Source organism: Streptomyces erythrochromogenes (genome assembly GCF_040684695.1).
GTDB classification, from domain to species: Bacteria; Actinomycetota; Actinomycetes; order Streptomycetales; family Streptomycetaceae; genus Streptomyces; species Streptomyces erythrochromogenes_C.
The window spans coordinates 727,675-747,602 of the sequence record NZ_JBFBGM010000001.1 but is presented as its reverse complement, the minus strand read 5'-3'; the positions used below and the strand labels follow the sequence as shown (position 1 = coordinate 747,602).

Sequence of the window (19,928 nt, the reverse complement as noted above, 5' to 3'; positions counted from 1 at the left end):
CCGGCGCGGCTAGTGGTGGAAGCCGGACCGGGGCTCGGCGGCCGGTACGGGCGGGGGCGAGGCCGTGAGGTGTTCCACGGCCCGGCGCAGGTCCTCGACGAGCAGGGCGATCTGGTCGCGGGTCACGCCGTGGCGGACCAGTACGCGCTGGATGACGGTGTCGTCGCGGTTGGCGGGCAGGGGGTACGAGGGCACCTGCCAGCCGCGCATGCGCAGCCGGTCGGAGAGGTCGTAGAGGGTGAAGGGGGAGGAGGCCGGGTCGGTGAGCGTGTAGGAGACGGCGGGCAGGGCTCCCTCGCCGTCGTAGAGGAGCGTGAAGGGGCCCATGTCGGCGATCTGCCGCGCCAGGTACTGGGCGGTGTCGGCGCAGGCCTGCTGGACGCGGGTGTAGCCGCCCCGCCCGAGGCGCAGGAACAGGTAGTACTGGGCGACGATCTCCCCGCCGGGGCGGGAGAAGTTGAGGGCGAAGGTCGGCATGTCGCCGCCCAGGTAGTCCACCTTGAACACGAGGTCGGCGGGCAGCAGGTCGGCGGAGCGCCAGATGATCCAGCCGACGCCGAGGGGCGCGAGCCCGTACTTGTGGCCGGAGGTGTTGACCGAGGCGACGCGCGGCAGCCTGAAGTCCCACACCACGTCGGGGTGGAGGAAGGGCGCGACGAAGCCGCCGCTGGCGCCGTCGACGTGGATGGGGATGTCCCACCCGTGCTCGGCCTGGATCCGGTCGAGTTCGGCGGCGAGTTCGGCGACGGGCTCGTAGTCGCAGGTGTAGGTGACGCCGAGGATGGCGACGACGCCGATGGTGTTCTCGTCGACGTACTGGGCGAGCTGGTGGGGCTGCAGGCCGGTGGCGCCGGGCTCCAGCGGGACCTGGCGCAGTTCGACGTCGAAGTAGCGGGCGAACTTGTCCCAGCAGATCTGGACCGGCCCGCAGACGAGGTTCGGGCGGTCCGTGGGGAGCCCTTCGGCGCGGCGGCGCTCGCGCCAGCGCCACTTGAGGGCGAGCCCGCCGAGCATGGCGGCCTCGCTGGAGCCGGTGGTGGAGCATCCGGTCGCGGTGGTGCCCGCGGGGGCGTTCCACAGGTCGGCCAGGATGTTGACGCACCGGGACTCGATCTCGGCGGTCTGCGGGTACTCGTCCTTGTCGATCATGTTCTTGTCGAGACAGACGTTCATCAGGCGGTGCACGCCCTCGTCCGACCAGGTGGTGCAGAAGGTCGCGAGGTTCTGGGCGGCGTTGCCGTCGAGCAGGAGCTCGTTGCGCAGGAGCTCGTACACGACCTCGGTGGGCGAGTGCTCCTCCGGGATCCGGTACTTGGGGAGGATCTGGCCGCTCAACGTGGACGCGAACACGTCCGTGTCGGCGTCCTGGTCGGATGCGTCCTTCGTCTCATGCAGAGCCATATCGGGACTATAAGTGACGAAACTTATCATTCACCGGCAGAACGGGCATCGACGCGGGGCGGGGTCCGGCGGTCGCCGCCGGACGGAGCCCCCGGTGACCGCCGGCCGCCGCGGCCGGGCCGCAGGCCCGACCACAGGCCCGACCACAGGAGGGCCGCGGCCAGGAGGGCGGCGCCTCCCAGCAGCCAGGGCAGCGGGCCCGGCGGGAGGAGGCTCGCGACGGAACCGGTGAGGGCGGCCGACAGTTGCAGGGCGAGGGACTGGACGGACAGGGCCGTGGCCCGCCCCGACGCTCCGACCCGGCGGTGCATCAGCTCGTTCTCGTTCGGGCCCGCCGCGCCGCGGCCCAGGTAGACCAGCCCGAAGCCGGTGGCGGCCAGGACCGCCGGGCCCACCCCGCCGGCCGCCGCCGTGGCGCCCAGCAGGAACAGGCCGCCGGCGGCGGCGCCGAGTCCGATCAGGACCGCGCGCTCTCCACCGCCCGCGAGCCTGGCGGCGAGGGGGGCGAGGTGGCTGCCGACGGCGGAACAGGCGAACCCGGCACAGGCCAGCAGGGCGAAGAGCACCGCACCCGACTCCGGAGCACCCGTCAGGGCCGCGGTGCGGCCCGGGGTGAGCAGTTCGACCACGGCCAGCGCACTGCCGGCGCCCGCCGCGCTGAGGAGCACCCGGCGGACCAGCGCGTCGCGGCCGCCGAGGCGCAGCCCGCTCCCCACGGTGGCCGGGATCCCGCGGAGCACGCCGCGCAGGGTCGCCGGCGGCCGGGGCGGCTCGGGCAGGGCCGTCAGCGCGTACAGGACGAAGCCGACCACGACCGCCGCCCCCAGCAGCAGCGGGACGGACAGGGGCAGTACCAGCCCGGAGGTCGCCCCGCTCAGCCGGTCGCCGAGGTCCGGCCCGAGTCCGAGCAGCCAGGGCAGGGCGCCGCCGAGCAGGGTGCCGCCCGCGAGCGCGGCGGAGGTCGCCGAGGCGCCGCGGGCCAGGCCGGTGCGCAGGTCGGCGCCGGGTCCGGACCGGGCGTGGACGGTGTCGACGTACCAGGCCTCGGCCGGCCCGCTGGACAGGGCGCGCCCCGCGCCCATCAGGGCCATGCCGAGTCCGAGCTGCCAGGGGGCGGTGCCCAGGGCCACGAGGAGGAGTGCGGCCAGGTTGGCGACGCCCGCGGCGGCCAGGACGGCGCGGCGCCCGAGGACGTCGGACAGGCCACCGGTGGGCAGTTCCAGCGCGGCGGCGGTGAGGGAGTGCGCGGCGAAGCATCCGGCGACGGCCGCCAGGGTCATCCCGCGCTCGGTGAGCAGCAGGATCAGCGGGGCGATGGTCAGCCCGATCGGCAGCCAGAACAGGACGCAGACCGTGACGTAGCGTCGGCGCGCGGCGGACGGCTCCGGTATGCCGTTCACGACGCGCCCTCCACTGCCGAGCCTGCGCCTGCGTCCGCGCCGTTGCCGTCGCCGTCGCCGTCGAGCGGGGCGGCGGCGTCCGGTGCGGACGCGGCCGGGCGCGGAGCCAGCGGCAGGCCGGCGGTGAGCAGGACGACCTGCACCGCGCGCGGGTCGCCCGCGTCACGCGCGGTCAGCTCCTCCAGCCTCCGGGCGAACGTCTCCCGGAGCTCGGCGAGGGACTCGGGGGTCAGCCTGGGCATCAGGTCGCTGATCCCGGAGGGCTCCACCCATTCCGGGCCCAGCCGGCCGTCGGCGATGTCGGCTTCGTACCGGGCCAGGCACTCCTCCAGTCGCTGGATCTGCACCCGGCGGGAGAGGTTGACGTAGGCGCGGCTGCCGGGCGTGGCCTCCATGGCCCTGTTGCTCCAGGAGGTCAGGGCGTGCACCGCCCGCCAGCGGCGCTCCCGGCCGTCGCGGTGCTCGGCCTCGGCGACGAACGCGTACTTGGCCAGGACCCGCAGGTGGTAGCTGGTGGAAGCGGACGACTCCCCCGTGCTGACCGCCAGTTCGCTGGCGGTGGCCGGGCCGTCCGCCCGGAGCATCCCGAGCAGCCGGATGCGCAGGGGGTGCGTGAGGGCCTTGAGTGCCGCCGCGTCCTGTTCGGGATCGAGTACGCGCTTTTGATCTTCGCTGGGCATGAGGGGGAGCGTAGAGCGGCCGGCACCCTTTCCAGAAGTATTTTTGCAGAAAGTTTTTTGCAGAGTCCGCCGGCGCCACATTCTCTGATGGGACGTCAACTCTCAGTGGTCGGTGCGGAGGTACGCGTCCAGCCCGGCGGCGCCGGCCAGCAGGGAGCGGCCGCGGGATGACAGGCGGTCGCGCCAGGTGCCCAGCGCCGCCTCCAGCGGCTCCAGGCCGCCGGCCGAACGGACCTCCGCGAGCAGGGGTGCGATCTGCGCCGGCGGATAGCCGCCCCGCCGGAGCTGGTGGGTCAGGCGGGCGTCCCGAACGGCGGCTCCGTCGTAGACCCGGTAGCCGGTCAGCGGATCGCGGCGCGGCCGGACGAGCCCGGCCCGCTCCCATGCGCGCAGGGTCGCGGGGCGGATGCCGAGTTGCCGCGCGAGCGGACCGATGAAGGTGTCGCCGGACGCGGGCGCGTCCCGGACGGGCACCAGGTCGCGCAGGGCGTTCTCCACGGCTCGGAGGGTCCGCCGGTCCTCCAGCAGCTGGGCGTGGCCCTCGTCGACGAGGCGGAGCGCCTCGTCGACCGCGCCCTCGTTCACCGCCCGCATGATCGCCGTCGCCGCCTGGTGGCCGTGGCCGGGCACGAGGGCGAGGAAGGCGTCCAGGGCGCGCGCGTGCAGCCGGGTGTAGGTGCGGTAGCCGTGGGGCGTGCGGTCGGCGGCCGGAAGGGCGCCGGCCTCCTCGTAGTTCCTGATCGCCTGCGTGGACAGGCCGTGGCCGCGCGCCAGGTCGACCGGCCGCAGCTTCTCACCGCTTTTAAGGTTTCTCCCCATGCTGCCCACGGTATAGCGGAAAAGTTTCAACCGGAGCTTCAACGATAGCGTTGAAGGCATGGCCACTGACATCCAGGACACCGTGCACGCCGTCGACGCCGCTGCCGTCATGGGGCTGCTCGCGGCCCGGCCGCGGGTGCTCGCGCTGGGCGAGCCCACCCACGGCGAGGACGCGCTGCTCGACGTGCGCAACGAACTCTTCCGGCAGCTCGTCGAGGAGGAGGGCTACCGGACGATCGCGATCGAGAGCGACTGCCTGGCGGCGCTGCGCGTCGACGCGTACGTCACCTCCGGCGCGGGCAGCCTCGACGAGGTCATGGCGCGCGGGTTCAGCCACGACCTGGGCGATTCCGCCTCCAACCGCGAACTCGTGCGCTGGGTGCGGGCGTTCAACGAGGGCCGGTCCGCGTCCGATCGGCTCCGCTTCGCCGGCATCGACGGCCCGCTGGAGTGGACCGGAGCCGCGAGCCCCCGCGAGGCCCTGACCTCGCTGCACGGCTACCTCGCCCGCCACCTCGACGCCGGACTGCTCCCCTGCACGGTCCGGACGCTCGACCGCCTGCTCGGAGCCGACGAGCGGTGGACCGAGCCCGCCGCGATGACGGACCCGGCCCGGTCGGCGGGCCGGTCCGCCGAGGCTGCGGAACTGCGGCTGCTCGCCGACGAACTCGCGGCCCTGCTCGACGCGCAGACGCCGCACCTGATCACGGCGACCTCCCGGGAGGAGTGGGAGCGGGCCCGCCTGTACGGGCGCACCGCCACCGGCCTGCTGCGCTACCACCACGGGATGGCCGACCCCTCCCCCGGCCGCATGGCGCGGCTGACCGGCGTACGGGACCTGATGATGGCCGACAACCTCCTGGCCCTCGCCGAGCGCGGCCCCACCCTGGTCCACGCCCACAACAGCCACCTGCAGCGGGACGTGAGTTCCATGCAGATGGGGGGCCGGCGCGTGGAGTGGTGGGGCGCGGGCTCGATCGTGAGCGCGCGCCTGGGCGGTAGCTACGCCTTCTTCGCGACGGCCCTCGGCACGATCCGGCACCGGGGAGTGGAGTCCCCGCAGCCGGGCACGCTGGAAGGACTGCTGTACGCGCTCCCGGACGACGTCTGCGTGGTGGACTCGCCCGCCCTCGGCGCGGCGCTGGCCGGCGCCCTCGCCTCGCCCCGGGCGTCCGCCTGGTTCGGCTACTTCCCGTTCGAGCCGGCCCACTTGACGGCGACCGACGGGCTCGTGTTCATCAAAGACATCCCGCAGGGCCGGGCCGCGTCCATCTGACCGCCCCCCTGACACTCCGCTTCCGGCCGACTCTGCAGTGTGACACCGCTCATACGACCCCCGTTCTCCAGCAGAAATTACTGTCCAGTAGACTCAATCCCGCAGATCTTCCCGTCCGGCCCTCTGGAGCCGGGCCGGACGGGAAGATCATCCAACTTGTTCTACCGGCAACTTATCCGCCGATGTCCGGATACCAGCCAAGGCCCTCCCGAGCGCTGATACCTCTTCGGGCATGAACAAGATCACCCGCCGTCAGGCTCTGGGGACAACTGCCGGTGCACTCACCGTCCTCGGCCTGACCGCCGCAGCAACGAGCGTCGCCACGAGCGCCGCCGCGACCCCCGCCGCCGCACCCACACCCCCGGGCACGGTCGACGAGGTCTACCAGGGCCGCCGCATCCAGATCACCACGGGCGGCGGAGGCCACCACGGCGGCCACCACTCACCCGGCCAACCCACCGTCCGGATAGACGGCAGAGAACTCCACATCATGCGCAACGCCGACGGCAGCTGGATCAGCGTGATCAACCACTACGAGACGTTCACCGAGCCCAAGCTCCTCGCCCGCGCCGCCGTCCGCGACCTCCAGGGCGCCCCCCTCGTCCCCTTCGGAGGTGCGGCATGACCGTCCGCAAGAACCAGGCCACGCTGACCCCCGACGAGAAGCGCGCCTTCACCTCGGCGCTGCTGGAGCTCAAGCGCAACGGCAGCTACGACCGCTTCGTCACCACCCACAACGGCTTCATCATGAGCGACACCGACTCGGGCGACCGCGTCGGCCACCGCTCCCCCTCCTTCCTGCCCTGGCACCGCCGCTTCCTCCTGGAGTTCGAGGAGGCGCTGCAGAAAGTGGACGCGAGCGTCGCGCTCCCCTACTGGGACTGGACCGTCGACCGCACCACCCGCTCCTCCCTGTGGGCCCCCGACTTCCTCGGCGGCACCGGGCGGGCCCGTGACGGGCAGGTCATCGACGGCCCCTTCGCCTACTCGACGGGCCGCTGGAACGTAGACGTCCGCGTCGACGGCCGCCCGTACCTGCGGCGCGCCCTCGGCACCGGCGTCGCCCAGCTGCCGACGCGGGCGGAGGTGGACTCCGTACTCGCCATGCCGGTCTACGACATGGCCCCCTGGAACAGCTCCTCCAACGGCTTCCGCAACCACCTGGAGGGCTGGCGCGGCGCCAACCTGCACAACCGGGTGCACGTGTGGGTCGGCGGACAGATGTCCTCCGGGGTCTCCCCCAACGACCCGGTGTTCTGGATGCACCACGCCTTCATCGACAAGCTGTGGGCGGACTGGCAGGCCAAGCACCCGCAGTCCACGTACCTGCCCGCCGCGGGCACGACGAACGTGGTGGACCTGGGCGACACCATGCGGCCGTGGAACAACGTGACCCCGGCGGACATGCTCGACCACCGGAAGTTCTACACGTTCGACACCGAACCGGTCGCCGCCAACCAGCGGTAGTGCAGTTCGGGGCGGCCGACCTGGCCGTACCGGGGCGTGCGGTCCGCACGGCCGGTGTCCACCAGGTGCTCCAGGTAGCGGCGGGCGGTGATCCGCGAGATCCCGGCCGCCTCGGCCGCCCCCGCCGCGGTCAGCCCCTCGGTCGCGGCCCGCAGCAGGGCCGCGACCCGGTCCAGGGTCGGCGCGCTCAGCCCCTTGGGGAGCTCGGCCGGGCGGGGCGCGCGCAGGGCCGCCATCGCCCGGTCGACGTCGTCCTGGCCGGCCGCCTCGCCCGCCGCCTGGCGGAACTCGGCGTAGCGCAGGAGCCGTTCGCGCAAGGTGGGAAAGGCGAAGGGCTTGAGGACATACTGGACCACGCCGAGCGAAACGCTCTCGCGGACCACGGCCAGGTCCCGGGCGGACGTCACCACGATCACGTCGACGGGATGCCCGGCGGCCCGCAGTCCGCGTGCGAAGCGCAGGCCGTGGCCGTCGGGCAGGCCGAGGTCGAGCAGCAGCAGGTCGACCCGGGTGCGCTCCAGCACCCGGGTGGCCTCGGCGAGCGAGTGGACGGCGCCGACGGCCGTGAAGCCGGGCACCCGGTCGACGTAGAGCGCGTGCGCGTCGGCGGCGACCTGGTCGTCCTCGACCACCAGCACGCGCACCCCGGTCCCGCTCACTGCGGGCCCACTCACTGCGGGCCGCCCGCGGCCGGGGTCCGGTCGGCGGACGGGCCGGCGGCCCGGTCCGCGGCCCGGTCGGGCGCCGTGGGCAGCCGTACGGTGAACTCCGCGCCGCCTCCGGGTCCCTGCGCGGCGACCACCGCGCCGCCGTAGCGCTGCGCGACCTGGGCGACGAGTGCGAGGCCGAGCCCGCGCCCCTCCCCCTTGCCCGACCAGCCCCGGCGGAACACGTCCACGCCTTCGGGCAGACCGGGCCCGTTGTCGGCGACCCGCAGCAGCAGCTCGTCGCGCTCGGGCCGCAGGGTGACCGCGATCCGCGCTCCGGGGACGGCCGTCACCGCGTCGACGGCGTTGTCTATGAGGTTGCCCAGCACCGTGACGAGGTCGCGGGCGGGCGGCAGTCCGCCCAGGTCGGCGAGGCTGCGGCTGTCGGCTGTGACGACGAGCTCGACGCCCCGTTCGTGCGCCTGGGCGGCCTTGCCCAGCAGCAGCGCGACGAGGACCGGCTCCCCCACGGCGGAGACCACCTCGTCGGTGAGGGCCTGGGCCAGTTCCAGCTCGGCGGTGGCGAAGTCCACCGCCTCCTGCGCACGGCCGAGCTCGATGAGGGAGACCACGGTGTGCAGCCGGTTGGCCGCCTCGTGGGCCTGGGAGCGCAGCGCCTGCGTGAAGCCCCGTTCGTGGTCCAGCTCTCCGGTCAGCGACTGCAGTTCCGTGTGGTCGCGCAGGGTGACGACGGTGCCGCGGCGGCCGCCGCCGGCGACCGGCGAGCTGTTGACGACGAGCACCCGGTCCGCCGTCAGGTGCACCTCGTCCACCCGGGGCCGGTCGGCGAGCAGCACACCGGTGAGGGGGGCCGGCAGCCCGAGGTCGGCGGCCCCGGTGCCGGTGACGTCCCCCGGCAGGCCGAGCAGCTCGCGGCCGGCGTCGTTGATCAGGGTGATCCTGCGCTGCCCGTCGAGCATGAGCAGCCCCTCGCGCACCCCGTGCAGGGCCGCCTGGTGGTAGTCGTACATCCGGCTGAGCTCGGCCGCGTTCATGCCATGAGTGTGGCGGCGCAGGCGCGCGTTGACGACGTACGTGCCCGCACCGCCCAGGGCGAGCGCGCCTCCCGCGACCCAGACGAGCGCGGCGAGCTGCGCGCCGAGCCGGTCGCTGATGGCGCGGACGGTGATGCCCGCGCTGACGAGGCCGACGATCCGGCCGTCGTCCTCCAGCGGGGTGACCACGCGGATGGAGGGGCCGAGGGTGCCGGTGTAGGTCTCGCTGAAGGTCTCGCCGCGCAGGGCCGGGGCGGTGTTGCCCAGGAAGGGCTCGCCGATCCGGCGCGGGTCGGGATGCGTCCAGCGCCTGCCGTCGGGCGCCATGATCGTCACGAAGTCGACCCCGGAGTCCACGCGGACCTTCTGCGCGTAGGGCTGGAGCTCGGCCGACGGGTCGTTCCCGCGCGCCGCTCCCCGTACGGCCTCGTGTACGGAGGGTGAGTCCGCGACCGCGCGGGCCACGGCCCCGGCCTGGCGCGCGGCGGCCTCCTCGGCCTGGCCCCGGGCGGTGGCGTAGGCGAAGACGGCGCAGCCCGCGACGACCACGGCGACCAGCAGGACCTGCATGGCGAAGAGCTGGCCGGCGAGGCTGCGCGGCGGACGAGGGAAGCGGAACATGGCGCTCAGTGTGCACCGGGTCGTGAACTCAATGAACGCAAGGGTGACCGGGGTCACAGCCCTGGGCGATGGTCTCCCCGGACGACTTCACCACCAGGAGGCATCGTGGCCGCCAGGCGCGACAGAACGCACTATCTCTACATCGCGGTGATCGCCGCGGTGCTGCTCGGCATCGTGGTCGGGTTCGCCGCACCCGGCGTGGCCGTGGAGCTCAAACCCCTCGGCACGGGCTTCGTGAACCTCATCAAGATGATGATCTCGCCCGTGATCTTCTGCACGATCGTGCTGGGCATCGGCTCGGTCCGCAAGGCCGCCAAGGTCGGCGCCGTGGGCGGACTGGCCCTCGGCTACTTCATGGTCATGTCCACCGTGGCGCTGGCCATCGGCCTGCTGGTCGGCAATCTCCTGGAGCCGGGCAGCGGGCTGCAGCTGACCGAGGCGGCGCGCAGCGCCGGCGAGGCGCAGGCCAAGGCGGGCGGGGCCGAGAGCACCCCGGAGTTCCTGCTCGGGATCATCCCGACCACGCTGGTCTCCGCCTTCACCGGCGGTGAGGTGCTCCAGACCCTGCTGGTGGCGCTGCTGTGCGGTTTCGCGCTCCAGGCCATGGGTGCGGCGGGCGAGCCCGTGCTGCGGGGCATCGGGCACGTGCAGAAGCTGGTGTTCCGGGTCCTCGCGATGATCATGTGGGCGGCTCCCGTGGGCGCCTTCGGGGCGATCGCCGCGGTGGTCGGCGCGACCGGCATCGACGCGCTGAAGTCACTCGCCGTGATCATGATCGGCTTCTACACGACCTGTCTGCTCTTCGTCTTCCTGGTGCTGGGCACGCTGCTGCGCGTGTGCACGGGCGTGAGCGTCTTCGCCCTGCTGCGCTACCTCGGCCGGGAGTTCCTGCTGATCCTCTCGACCTCCTCCTCGGAGTCGGCGCTGCCGCGGCTGATCGCGAAGATGGAGCACCTGGGGGTCTCGCGGCCGGTCACCGGCATCACGGTGCCGACCGGTTACTCCTTCAACCTGGACGGGACCGCGATCTACCTGACGATGTCCTCGCTGTTCGTCGCCGAGGCGATGGGCACGCCGCTGGCCCTGGGCGAGCAGATCTCCCTGCTGCTGTTCATGATCATCGCCTCGAAGGGCGCGGCCGGGGTGACCGGCGCGGGTCTGGCCACCCTCGCGGGCGGCCTCCAGTCGCACCGGCCCGAACTCGTCGACGGAGTCGGCCTGATCGTGGGCATCGACCGCTTCATGAGCGAGGCCCGGGCCCTGACGAACTTCGCGGGCAACGCGGTCGCGACGGTGCTCATCGGGACGTGGACGAAGGAGTTCGACCGCGAGCGGGCCGCCGAAGTCCTCGCGGGACGACTGCCGTTCGACGAGAAGACGCTGGTCGACGACGGACACGGTACGGAAGGGGCAGAACCGGACACGGCCCCGGAGGCGGCCCCGGACGCGACCGCCGCGCCGGTCCCGGCACGCACCCCCAAGGACGGCGTACCCGTCTAGGCCCCTCCCCCGGACGGTCCGCCCCCACGGGCCGGCCGGGCAGGGCTCGCCCCCACGGTGCCCAGCCCGGCCGGCCCACCGCATTCTCCGCACTTGTACCCATAGTCGGTATTCGGCCACCGATAAACGAACCCCGGTGCTGTAAAAGGTACTTCCGCAACCGGCCGCGTGCATGACATCTTGCGTCCACCACTTGTTTCGTACGGCCCGGCCTGACCACCGGGTCAACGGAGGACGCATTGATACCCCACATATCCAGCCGACCTCGGCGTACCCTCGTGCTGGCCGCCACCCTCGGCGCGGCCCTGGCCTTCGGGGCTCCCGCCGCGCTCGCCGGCACCGCTCCGGTCTCTCCGTCCGGCTCCGCCGCCTCCGCTCCCGCGGCGGCGCCCCAGGCCGCGGCCCCGTCTTCCCAGAGTGCGACCTGGGTTGCCGGCACCCGCGCCTACCTCGTGATCACCGCCCCCGGTGACACCACGGCGGTCCGCAACGCGGTCACCGCCAACGGGGGAACGGTCTTCCAGTACTACGACGCGATCGGCGTCATCACCGCCCACTCCGCGTCGGCCTCCTTCGCCGCCACCATGCGCGGCGTCAGCGGGGTCCAGCAGGTCGGCGCCACCCGCACCTCGGACGTGCCGGCGGACGCCTACAACCCGGCGCTGCCCGCCAACCCGGCGCAGTCCACGACGCCTTCGGGCGAGCCGGTCCGCGCCGACATGACCCAGATCAAGGCCGACCAGGCCTGGGCCGTCACCACGGGCTCCGCGTCCGTCAAGGTCGGCATCCTGGACACCGGTGTGGACGACCAGCACCAGGACCTGGCCCCGAACTTCAACGCCGCGGACTCCGCGTCCTGCGCGTACGGCAAGCCGGACACCCGTACGGGCGCCTGGCGCGACGTCGGCACCCACGGCACGCACGTGGCCGGTACGGTCGCCGCCGCCAAGAACGGCAAGGGCGTCATCGGCGTGGCCCCGGGCGTGAAGATCTCCTCGGTGCGCATCGCCGAGCCGAACTCCTCGCTGTTCTTCGCCGAGAACACCGTCTGCGGCTTCATGTGGGCCGGTGACCACGGCTTCAAGGTCACCAACAACAGCTACTACACCGACCCGTGGCAGTTCAACTGCCCGGACAACGCCGACCAGGCCGCGATCATCGAGGGCGTCAAGCGCGCCCAGGAGTACGCGGAGGGCAAGGGCTCGCTGCAGGTCGCGGCGGCCGGCAACTCCAACCTCGACCTGGCCAACAAGACGACCGACACCGAGAGCCCGAACGACTCGACGCCGGTCACCCGCACCATCACCAACGCCTGCCTGGACATCCCGACCGAGCTCCCGGGCGTGGTCACGGTCTCGGCGATGGGCACCACCGCGAAGGCCTCGTACTCCAACTACGGCCTGAACGTCGTCGACGTCACGGCCCCCGGCGGGGACACCACCGGCATCTACAGCACCCTGCCGGGCGGCAAGTACGGCTCCATGAGCGGTACCTCGATGGCCTCCCCGCACGTCGCCGGTGTGGCGGCGCTGCTGGTCAGCACCAACCCGGGCATCACCCCGGCGCAGCTGCGCGACAAGCTGGCCACCCAGGCCAACGACGTCGCCTGCCCGTCGGACAGCCGCTGCAAGGGCACCACGGCGAAGAACGGCTTCTTCGGCGAGGGCCAGGTCGACGCCCTGAAGGCGGTCGGCAGCACCCCGCCGCCCGGCAAGTACTTCGAGAACACCGCGGACGTCGCCATCGGTGACAACACCACCGTGGAGAGCTCGCTCACCGTCAGCGGCGTGACCGGCAACGCCCCGGCCACCCTCAAGGTCGGCGTGAACATCGTCCACACCTACATCGGTGACCTCAAGGTCGACCTGGTCGCCCCGGACGGCAGCGTCTACACGGTGCACAACCGCTCGGGCGGCAGCACCGACAACATCAACCAGGTCTACACCGTCAACGCCTCCTCCGAGGTCGCGAACGGCACCTGGAAGCTCCGGGTCAACGACAACGCCGGCGGCGACACCGGCAGGATCGACTCCTGGAACCTCACCTTCTGAGGTTCCGGTGACCGGCTAGGGCACAGGAGCCACTAGCGCTGGAGCACGTCGGCGAGCCAGTCGAAGACGACGTCGCAGTGCTGCTGCGGGGCCATCGGGGAGCAGTGCAACTGCGCCCCGGTGGCCTTCGTCAATTTCACGTACTCCCGCCGCGTGCGGAGCAGTTCGTACATCTCGCGCGGCTGGCCCGGGTAGAACTGCTCGAAGTCGTAGTCCAGGACGAGCGTCGGGGCCTTGATCCGCCCGACCACCTTGGTGATGTCGAGACCGATGGCCACCTGGGCCGGTGTCCACAGGTCCGTGAGGACCTTGCCCTCGCGCGCCTGGCGCAGCGCCTGCCGGGCGAAGATCTCGAAGCGCTTCTTGACGGTGAAGGCCAGCTGCGGGGTCAGTTCCGGAACGACCTCCTCGTTCCAGATCCGGTTGGTCTCCGCCTTGTCGGGCGTGACGATGTCGCGCAGCTCCTTGTCGAAGCCGAGCCAGGGGCTGAGGCAGCCGGGCATGGCCACGACGGCGGCGAGCCGGTGCTCGAAGGCGGCGGCGCGCGGGGCGAGGTTGCCGCCCATGCTCAGTCCGGTGATGGCGATCCGGTCGCCGTCCACGTCCTCGCGCCGCAGCAGCCAGTCCACGATCGGGCTGACCACCGTCTCCCAGCGGGTGGTGAAGGGGATCTCCTCCACGAACAGCAACTGCCCCTGGCCGGGGCCGTCGTAGACGAGGGCGTTCCAGCCCCGGTCGATCGCCGCGGACACCCCGTAGGTCCACATGTCGAGGTTCTGGCCGTCACTGCCGTTGGTGAGGATGACGGTGGGGCGCCGCTCGGCGGGACCGTCCGGACGGAAGAACCAGATCGGCAGCCGGGTCTTGTCCCACGGGACGCTGTCCGTGACGGCGGCCGGCGTACAGAGCTTCGCGAAGGTGTCCCAGGCTTTGCGACCCGACCGGTAGACCGCCTCCTCGTCACCCGGCGCGTCGGTGCCCAGGACGTAGAACAGCGCCTGGGCGTAGTACTGGGCGGCCCGCAGCGAGCGGAAGCGGCGGGTCTGCGACGGTGTCCCGCCGCCGTCCCGGCCCGCGGCGGGCGGTGCGGCGAGCCGGTCGCCCCAGGACCGGAAGGTGTCGGTGTACGTCTGCTCGGACAGACCGGCCGCGTTGATGGTGTTGACCGCGGTGAGCACCTCGCCGACCTCGGAGGCGCGCATGCCGGCGGCTCCGAGCGCGAGCAGCCCCGCGAAGTTGAAGCCGGGGTCGGTGAAGAGCTTCATCGCTCCGGGCGCCGGATCCGCGGCCGACGGGGACGGCGCGGAGGAGGCGGACGGCGTCGACACGGCGGCCGCGGTGCAGGCGGTGCTCCCGACGGCGAGCGCCCCGGCTCCCGCGGCCAGCCCGGTCAGGGCGGCGCGGCGGCTGACGGAAGCGGGCTGGTGCGGTGTGCTGGCGGTCATGCAGGGGACGCTACGACGCGCCCCCGCGCCCGTGGTGCCGCCGCGCCCTCCCCTACTCCGAACGGGACCCCGCGCAGGGCTCAGCCACTGCGGAGGGCTCAGCCACTGCGCCGGGTGCGCAGGACGCAGTCGCCGCACAGGCCACCGCCGCCCGGGACCCGGTAGTAGAGGCAGCAGCTGCGCCGTACGAAGGCCACGCCGAGCCCCTCCTCGTGGATGAAGTCCCCGGTGCCGGCGAGCGCGCCGTCCTCGGCCAGCAGGTCGCGCACCAGCCCGGGGGCCGCGCCGCCCGGGACCCGGTCGATCAGCACCCGCAGCGCGCCGACCAGCCCGGACGCGGCGTTCCCCCGCAGGACCGTCGGGGAGAGCCCGTACCGCTCCCGCAGGGCCGTCTGCAGCAGGGCCAGGTTCTCCAGGACCGACTCCCCGAGGCCCTCGGCGGGCCGGGCCGCGGGCTCGGGCAGCCAGAGCTGGAGCGAGCCTTCGTCCGGCAGCCGCCACCACACCCGGTCGGCGGCAAGGTCCGGCACCCGCCCGGCCAGGGCCGCGCACCCCAGCCCGATGGACCACAGCCGGGAGGCGATCCCGAACTGGGCGGTCGAGGCTGCCACCCTTCCGGGCCCGCTGCCGATCCGGCGGCCGACCTCGGCCACGTACGGCTCCAGCTGTCCGCCGTACAGCGCGGTGAGCGGACGGAAGCCGGGCCCGGGCGGCTCCTGCCCGGGAGCGGCGGTGAAGAAGGGCCCCACGTCGGCCAGTCGCCGCAGTACGTCGTCCATACGGGGCATGATCTCAGGCCCCGCGCGGGGCGACCCCGGTGCACCCCTCAGAGACCGGCGAGGAAGTCCAGCAGGGCCCGGTTGAAGGCCTCCGGCTGCTCCACTCCCGGCAGGTGCCCCGCCCCCTCGATCACGGTGAGCACCGAGTGCGGCAGCAGCGCGTGCAGGGCCTCGGCCTCCGCGACCGGGGTGAAGACGTCGTCGGCGCCGACCAGCACCAGGCAGGGCTCGGCGGCGCCGGCGAGCACCGGACGGTAGTCGGGGCGCTCGGCCCGGCCGCGCTGTGCGGCGGCCGCGCCCTCGGGGTCGGTCCCGCACATCATGGCGGTGACCCGGGCCGCGGCCTCGGGCATGGCGGTCACGTTGTAGGGCGCCAGCATCTTGTCGATCACCTCTTCGGCGTAGGGCCGCATGCCCTCGGCGATCAGCCGTTCGGCCGTCTCCCGGCGCAGTTTCGCCCCGGCTTCCGTCTCGGGCGCCGGGGAGGTGTCGCAGAGCACGAGGGCCCGTACCAGACCCGGGTGGCGCAGTCGCATCTCCATCGCGATCTGACCGCCCATGGACACACCAACGACGACCACCTGTTCGATGCCGAGTCCGGCGAGCAGGGCGGCGAGATCGTCCGCGAGATCGGCGAGCAGGGCCTTGCCCGGCAGCACCGGGCTGTCTCCGTATCCTCGCAGGTCAGGCGTGATCACGCGGTATCCGGCGGCCGTGAGGGCGGCCGTCTGGGGGGCCCACATCGTGCGGTTGAAGGGATGTCCGTGGATCAGGATTACGGGCGCTCCGGCGCGGGGACCCAAGTCGTCGAAAACCAGCGTCACACCATTGCCAAATTGGGGCTTCATGGAAGGACTTTAAGGGGCTACATTGAGCCACTCGCGTTCACCTGACAGCCGGTTGCCTTTCACTCGTGTTTTGCACGGGGGGCGACGTCATGGACGCAGACTGTGCAACCACCCCACCGCCCAGAAGGACCGAAGGCTCCGTGCCCGTACCCGTACACCTCGCGGGCCGCACCGTGCGGCTCGAGCCCCTCGCACCCCACCACACCGAGGCCCTGGCCGTGGCCGGTGCCGAGGATCGTACGACTTACGCCTTCACCCCCGTACCCCACGGGGTGCAGGCGTCACACGAGTACATCGACCGCGCGCTCGCCGATCAGGCCGCGGGTCGATCGCTCCCGTTCGCCATCGTCAGAGCCACTGACGGGCGCGTGGTCGGTTCGACCCGGTTCCTGGAACTCGACTACTGGCAGGGGCCACTGGTGTGGCCCGCCGTGCCGGGCGTCCCGTTCGGCGATCCGGCGACGGCGATCCCCGATGCCGCCGAGATCGGCAATACCTGGCTGTCCCCGACCGCCCAGGGAACCGGCATCAACACCGAGGCGAAGCTGCTCATGCTCCGCCACGCCTTCGAGACCTGGGGGGTCCGGCGCATCTCGCTGCGCGCCGATGCGCGCAACGGCCGGTCGCGGGCCGCGATGGAACGTCTCGGCTTCACCTGTGAGGGGGTCCGCCGGGCCCATTCGCGGGGGCTGGACGGCGCCGTCCGCAGTACCGCCTTCTACTCGATCCTCGACGAGGAGTGGCCGGCCGTACGGTCGATCATCGAGCTGAGGCTGTCGGCGGGGGCGCAGCGCAAGCGCCGCCGCAAGACCCTGATCCCGGCCTAGCCCGGACCGGACAACGACAAAAACGGTCCTGCCCCGGCGCCCTCGTCCGAGGAACGCCGGGGCGAGGGCCGAGTCCCGTCCCCGGCAGGCAGTGGACGACCACCAGATCGCCACCTCCCGGTGCTGTGCGGCACCGGGCAATGGGCTGCCCCAGGAAACCCCAAGAGAAGGGAAAGTGTGCAACCCCGGCGTACTTTCGTTCATCTTCCGAACGGAAGAACCGAGACGTCGGACCACCGCCCCTCCTGGGGGCAGCACCAGCCGGAGAGCCACCGCACATGTCGTACGCACCCGAGGGGCAGCAGCACCAGCCTTACCGGCGGGAGGGGCAGAGCCCGCAGCCGCCCTACGGCGAACCGTACGGGCAGCCGTACGGGCAGCAGCCGCACGGGCAGTCCCCGTACGCCGAGCCGTACGACGGGCCGACCCGGGCGTACGACCGGCCGCCGCAGGGGCAGTGGGAGCAGGAGCAGTGGGCCGAGCAGCCCGAGCCCCCGCGCCGCAGGTCCCGGGGCAAGCGGTGGCTGATCGCCGGTGTCTCGGTCCTGGCGCTGGCGGGCATAGCCGCCGGCGTCATGGCCTACTACGAGATACCCCCCTTCACCGACAAGGGCTCGGCGGTGTCCTTCGGGCCCGGCGGGGGCGGCAAGGAGTCCGGTCAGGGCGGCGCGGGGGCCCAGCAGCCGGCGAACTCCAAGATGCTCATGCCGACCGGGCCGGCGGCCGACTTCAAGAACTCGATGACCCTGGCCGACGGCACGCACGTGGCCGTGACCACCCTGGACGGCAAGAAGTCCGGCTTCAAGGGCAAGGTCTGGGTCTGGGCACCCAAGGAGTACAACGACCCGAAGTTCGCCAAGAGCGGCTTCCCGGTCATGATCGCCCTCCCCGGCGGGGCCGGCTACCCGAGCAACTACTGGATGGGCACCGACCTCGGCCTCCAGACCAGCATCAGCAAGTGGTACGCGGAGGGCAAGAGCAAGCCCTTCCTGCTGGCCATGCCCGTGCTCAACCCCGGCCCGGACGACAAGGGCGTCTACTGGGACGGCTCCGACATCCCCGGGCAGCCGAAGATGGGCACCTGGCTCACCGAGGACGTCCCGGACCTGATGAAGGCGAACTTCCGCACGGTGAAGTCCCGTGACGGCTGGGCCTTCATGGGCTCCTCAACCGGCGGCTTCGCGGGCATGAAGGCCGTGCTGAAGCACCCGGACAAGTTCAAGGCCGTGATCGCCTCCGGCCCGGACATCGTCCCGGACTCCTCCCTGTGGAAGGGCCACGACAAGGAGAAGGCCGAGAACAACCCGGAGCTGCTGGCCAAGCAGCTCATCGACACCAAGGGCCCGGACGTCTACATCGCCTTCCAGGTCGGCGACAACGAGAGCAACAAGAAGACCCTGCCGGACGTGCAGAAGTTCGTCGCCACCTTCGGCAACAAGGGACCGGTGCACACCAGCCTGCGGGTGATCCCGGGCGGCCAGCACAACGCCAAGACCTACGTCCCGAACATGGGCGAGGGGCCGATCCAGTACATCAGCAAGGTCATGGAAGGACCGGTCGAGTAACCACCGGGTCCTGCGCCCGCTCCGGCTCCGGCCCGCCGAACGGCTTCGGCGGGCCGTCGCCGTTCCAGGGCGCCCAGCCCGGGTCGCCCGTCGTCGCGAACCGGACCCAGGCCCCGTGCATCTCGTCCGCCAGCTCCTGCGGGGTCTCCCGGCCCGCCAGCCACCCGGCCTCGGGCACGGACAGGGTGTCGAACACGAAGCCGAGCTCCAGGGCGTGGCAGGCCCCGAGCCCCGGGACGCCCGAGCACCAGGAGAACTCGTACAGGAAGCTCGGCGCCGCCCGCCGGGCCCCGGCGAGCCTGCGCAGCGGATCGCGCAGCAGCCGGTCGGTGAACAGCTGCCCGGCGAGTTCGGCCGGACCGGCCCCGGGCAGGGCGGTGCGCAGCGCGGCCACGGCGGCGCGGTCCTTGCCGGTCCGGGTGCGGGCCAGTGCCACGGCAAGCGGCCCCATCCGGTCCAGCACCCGCATTCCGCCGGTGGGGGCGAGCCAGAGCCGGTACTCCTCGGTGGTCCACCCGAACAGCAGCGGCACCGCGCCGGAGGCGGGGTCCTCGTCGGCGGTCAGGGCGTCGAGGGGGTCCACGGGCAGCGTGTCCGGGTCGACGACCAGGCCGAAGGCGGGTCCGCCGAGGAGGGGGCCCGATCTGCGCAGGACGGCCGCCTGGGCGGCCATGAGGTCGGGCAGGGCGGCGGCGGTGAAGGCCGCCGCGGTGGCCTCCACCTTCAGCAGGGAGGCCATCCGCCGCACCATGGCGCGTACCCGGGGGCGCGGCAGGGCCTCGGGGGCGCCGCTCTGCAGGACCGCCCGGTGGAAGAGTCCGGCCGCGCGGGGGGCGGCCAGGAGGGCTCCGATGCTGATGGCTCCGGCGGATTCGCCGAAGAGGGTGACGCGGGCCGGGTCTCCGCCGAAGGCGGCGATGTTGTCGCGGACCCATTCGAGGGCGGCGATCTGGTCCAGCAGACCCCGGTTGGCGGGCGCGTCGGGGAAGAGCCCGTACCCCAGGACGCCGAGGCGGAAGTTGACGGAGACCAGCACGACGCCGTCGCGGGCGAAGGCGGATCCGTCGTAGACGGGCACGGCCGAGGAGCCGCGGGTGTGCGCCCCGCCGTGGATCCACACCATGACCGGCAGGCCGGCACCGGGGGCCGGCTCGGGGGTCCACACGTTCAGGTTCAGGCAGGCGTCGCCGGGGACCACCGGGTCGGGCAGCAGGGCCGCGAACGTGGGCGGGTAGGGCACCTTGGGCGCCGTCGGACCGAAGGCCGCGGCCTCGCGCACGCCGTCCCAGGCGGCCGGGGGCGCGGGCGGTGCCAGGCGGAGGGCGCCGACGGGTGGGGCCGCGTACGGGATGCCCAGGAAGACGGAGATCCCGTCGGCCCCGGTACGGCCCTCGACCGTGCCGGCCCCGGTCCTGACCCGCGGCCGGCCGACGCCGGCGGCGACGCCCTGTGCACTCATCCCGTCCTCCTGCTGCTGGTACCGGTCCCGCACCGTCGCACAGCCGTCCAACGGGTGACAAGGCGTGACCGGGCCGGGGACCGGCCCG

At 72.7% G+C, this 19,928-nt stretch carries 17 protein-coding genes; 7 read left to right on the top strand and 10 right to left on the bottom strand.

Annotation, left to right across the window (positions count from 1 at the left end):
- Window positions 1-9 precede the first annotated feature (9 nt).
- The 4 genes from gad to AB0O53_RS03200 form a co-directional block, all read right to left on the bottom strand.
- Complete coding sequence (gad, locus tag AB0O53_RS03215; protein WP_365192958.1) at window positions 10-1,401, bottom strand: glutamate decarboxylase; 1,392 nt, start codon at window positions 1,399-1,401, stop codon at window positions 10-12.
- A 26-nt stretch (window positions 1,402-1,427) separates the two neighbouring features.
- Window positions 1,428-2,801 carry an MFS transporter gene (locus AB0O53_RS03210; protein WP_365192956.1) on the bottom strand — a complete coding sequence of 458 codons (1,374 nt, stop codon included), beginning with the start codon at window positions 2,799-2,801 and terminating at the stop codon, window positions 1,428-1,430.
- Window positions 2,798-3,481: an ArsR/SmtB family transcription factor gene (locus tag AB0O53_RS03205; protein ID WP_365192954.1), complete on the bottom strand. Its 684-nt coding sequence runs from the start codon at window positions 3,479-3,481 to the stop codon at window positions 2,798-2,800. Before AB0O53_RS03205 ends, AB0O53_RS03210 begins: the two co-directional genes overlap by 4 nt.
- A gap of 102 nt (window positions 3,482-3,583) precedes the next feature.
- Window positions 3,584-4,300 carry a TioE family transcriptional regulator gene (locus AB0O53_RS03200; protein ID WP_350989358.1) on the bottom strand — a complete coding sequence of 239 codons (717 nt, stop codon included), beginning with the start codon at window positions 4,298-4,300 and terminating at the stop codon, window positions 3,584-3,586.
- A 58-nt stretch (window positions 4,301-4,358) separates the two neighbouring features.
- On the opposite strand from AB0O53_RS03200, the gene AB0O53_RS03195 reads away from it, so the two are divergent.
- The 3 genes from AB0O53_RS03195 to melC2 all read left to right on the top strand — a co-directional run bounded on the left by AB0O53_RS03195 (window position 4,359) and on the right by melC2 (window position 7,043).
- Window positions 4,359-5,576, top strand: a complete 1,218-nt coding sequence (locus AB0O53_RS03195) for an erythromycin esterase family protein (RefSeq protein WP_365192952.1) — start codon at window positions 4,359-4,361, stop codon at window positions 5,574-5,576.
- Window positions 5,577-5,808: 232 nt separating this feature from the next.
- Entirely contained in the window at window positions 5,809-6,201 is a 393-nt protein-coding gene (melC1, locus tag AB0O53_RS03190; protein WP_350989354.1) for an apotyrosinase chaperone MelC1, read from the top strand.
- Window positions 6,198-7,043: a tyrosinase MelC2 gene (gene melC2, locus AB0O53_RS03185; RefSeq protein ID WP_350989352.1), complete on the top strand. Its 846-nt coding sequence runs from the start codon at window positions 6,198-6,200 to the stop codon at window positions 7,041-7,043. The genes melC1 and melC2 overlap by 4 nt, the downstream gene beginning before the upstream one ends.
- Here the strand turns inward: melC2 and AB0O53_RS03180 are convergent.
- Together AB0O53_RS03180 and AB0O53_RS03175 are read right to left on the bottom strand one after the other, a co-directional pair.
- On the bottom strand, window positions 7,001-7,702 hold the full coding sequence (locus AB0O53_RS03180; protein WP_350989350.1) for a response regulator: 702 nt from the start codon (window positions 7,700-7,702) through the stop codon (window positions 7,001-7,003). The two genes, melC2 and AB0O53_RS03180, sit on opposite strands and share 43 nt — an antisense overlap.
- An 11-nt stretch (window positions 7,703-7,713) precedes the next feature.
- Entirely contained in the window at window positions 7,714-9,366 is a 1,653-nt protein-coding gene (locus AB0O53_RS03175; RefSeq protein ID WP_350989348.1) for a sensor histidine kinase, read from the bottom strand.
- 105 nt (window positions 9,367-9,471) lie between these two features.
- On the opposite strand from AB0O53_RS03175, the gene AB0O53_RS03170 reads away from it, so the two are divergent.
- Together AB0O53_RS03170 and AB0O53_RS03165 are read left to right on the top strand one after the other, a co-directional pair.
- Window positions 9,472-10,866 (top strand): cation:dicarboxylate symporter family transporter, encoded by a 1,395-nt coding sequence (locus tag AB0O53_RS03170; protein WP_350989347.1) that lies wholly within the window; start codon window positions 9,472-9,474, stop codon window positions 10,864-10,866.
- Between the two features lie 278 nt (window positions 10,867-11,144).
- Complete coding sequence (locus AB0O53_RS03165; RefSeq protein ID WP_365192949.1) at window positions 11,145-12,917, top strand: S8 family peptidase; 1,773 nt, start codon at window positions 11,145-11,147, stop codon at window positions 12,915-12,917.
- Between the two features lie 32 nt (window positions 12,918-12,949).
- On the opposite strand, the gene AB0O53_RS03160 is transcribed toward AB0O53_RS03165, so the two are convergent.
- The 3 genes from AB0O53_RS03160 to AB0O53_RS03150 form a co-directional block, all read right to left on the bottom strand.
- Window positions 12,950-14,362 (bottom strand): alpha/beta hydrolase family protein, encoded by a 1,413-nt coding sequence (locus AB0O53_RS03160; protein ID WP_365192947.1) that lies wholly within the window; start codon window positions 14,360-14,362, stop codon window positions 12,950-12,952.
- A gap of 98 nt (window positions 14,363-14,460) precedes the next feature.
- Entirely contained in the window at window positions 14,461-15,141 is a 681-nt protein-coding gene (locus AB0O53_RS03155) for a (2Fe-2S)-binding protein (protein WP_365192945.1), read from the bottom strand.
- A 47-nt stretch (window positions 15,142-15,188) separates the two neighbouring features.
- Window positions 15,189-15,989: an alpha/beta fold hydrolase gene (locus AB0O53_RS03150; RefSeq protein WP_350989340.1), complete on the bottom strand. Its 801-nt coding sequence runs from the start codon at window positions 15,987-15,989 to the stop codon at window positions 15,189-15,191.
- Window positions 15,990-16,129: 140 nt separating this feature from the next.
- Here AB0O53_RS03150 and AB0O53_RS03145 point away from each other — a divergent pair, with 140 nt between their 5' ends.
- Together AB0O53_RS03145 and AB0O53_RS03140 are read left to right on the top strand one after the other, a co-directional pair.
- A complete protein-coding gene (locus tag AB0O53_RS03145; protein ID WP_030820224.1) occupies window positions 16,130-16,816 on the top strand; it encodes a GNAT family N-acetyltransferase in 687 nt (228 codons plus the stop codon).
- 278 nt (window positions 16,817-17,094) lie between these two features.
- Window positions 17,095-18,381, top strand: a complete 1,287-nt coding sequence (locus AB0O53_RS03140; protein ID WP_365192943.1) for an alpha/beta hydrolase — start codon at window positions 17,095-17,097, stop codon at window positions 18,379-18,381.
- On the opposite strand, the gene AB0O53_RS03135 is transcribed toward AB0O53_RS03140, so the two are convergent.
- Window positions 18,359-19,840: a carboxylesterase/lipase family protein gene (locus tag AB0O53_RS03135; protein WP_365192941.1), complete on the bottom strand. Its 1,482-nt coding sequence runs from the start codon at window positions 19,838-19,840 to the stop codon at window positions 18,359-18,361. The two genes, AB0O53_RS03140 and AB0O53_RS03135, sit on opposite strands and share 23 nt — an antisense overlap.
- Window positions 19,841-19,928: the final 88 nt, after the last annotated feature.

Excerpts from the sequence above, each read along its gene's own strand:
- AB0O53_RS03155 (WP_365192945.1), bottom strand. The coding sequence starts at position 15,141 with ATGGACGACGTACTGCGGCGACTGGCCGACGTGGGGCCCTTCTTCACC.
- gad (WP_365192958.1), bottom strand. The coding sequence starts at position 1,401 with ATGGCTCTGCATGAGACGAAGGACGCATCCGACCAGGACGCCGACACG.
- AB0O53_RS03175 (WP_350989348.1), bottom strand. The coding sequence starts at position 9,366 with ATGTTCCGCTTCCCTCGTCCGCCGCGCAGCCTCGCCGGCCAGCTCTTC.
- melC2 (WP_350989352.1), top strand. The coding sequence starts at position 6,198 with ATGACCGTCCGCAAGAACCAGGCCACGCTGACCCCCGACGAGAAGCGC.
- melC1 (WP_350989354.1), top strand. The coding sequence starts at position 5,809 with ATGAACAAGATCACCCGCCGTCAGGCTCTGGGGACAACTGCCGGTGCA.
- AB0O53_RS03195 (WP_365192952.1), top strand. The coding sequence starts at position 4,359 with ATGGCCACTGACATCCAGGACACCGTGCACGCCGTCGACGCCGCTGCC.
- AB0O53_RS03150 (WP_350989340.1), bottom strand. The coding sequence starts at position 15,989 with ATGAAGCCCCAATTTGGCAATGGTGTGACGCTGGTTTTCGACGACTTG.
- AB0O53_RS03160 (WP_365192947.1), bottom strand. The coding sequence starts at position 14,362 with ATGACCGCCAGCACACCGCACCAGCCCGCTTCCGTCAGCCGCCGCGCC.
- AB0O53_RS03200 (WP_350989358.1), bottom strand. The coding sequence starts at position 4,300 with ATGGGGAGAAACCTTAAAAGCGGTGAGAAGCTGCGGCCGGTCGACCTG.
- AB0O53_RS03140 (WP_365192943.1), top strand. The coding sequence starts at position 17,095 with ATGTCGTACGCACCCGAGGGGCAGCAGCACCAGCCTTACCGGCGGGAG.
- AB0O53_RS03135 (WP_365192941.1), bottom strand. The coding sequence starts at position 19,840 with ATGAGTGCACAGGGCGTCGCCGCCGGCGTCGGCCGGCCGCGGGTCAGG.
- AB0O53_RS03205 (WP_365192954.1), bottom strand. The coding sequence starts at position 3,481 with ATGCCCAGCGAAGATCAAAAGCGCGTACTCGATCCCGAACAGGACGCG.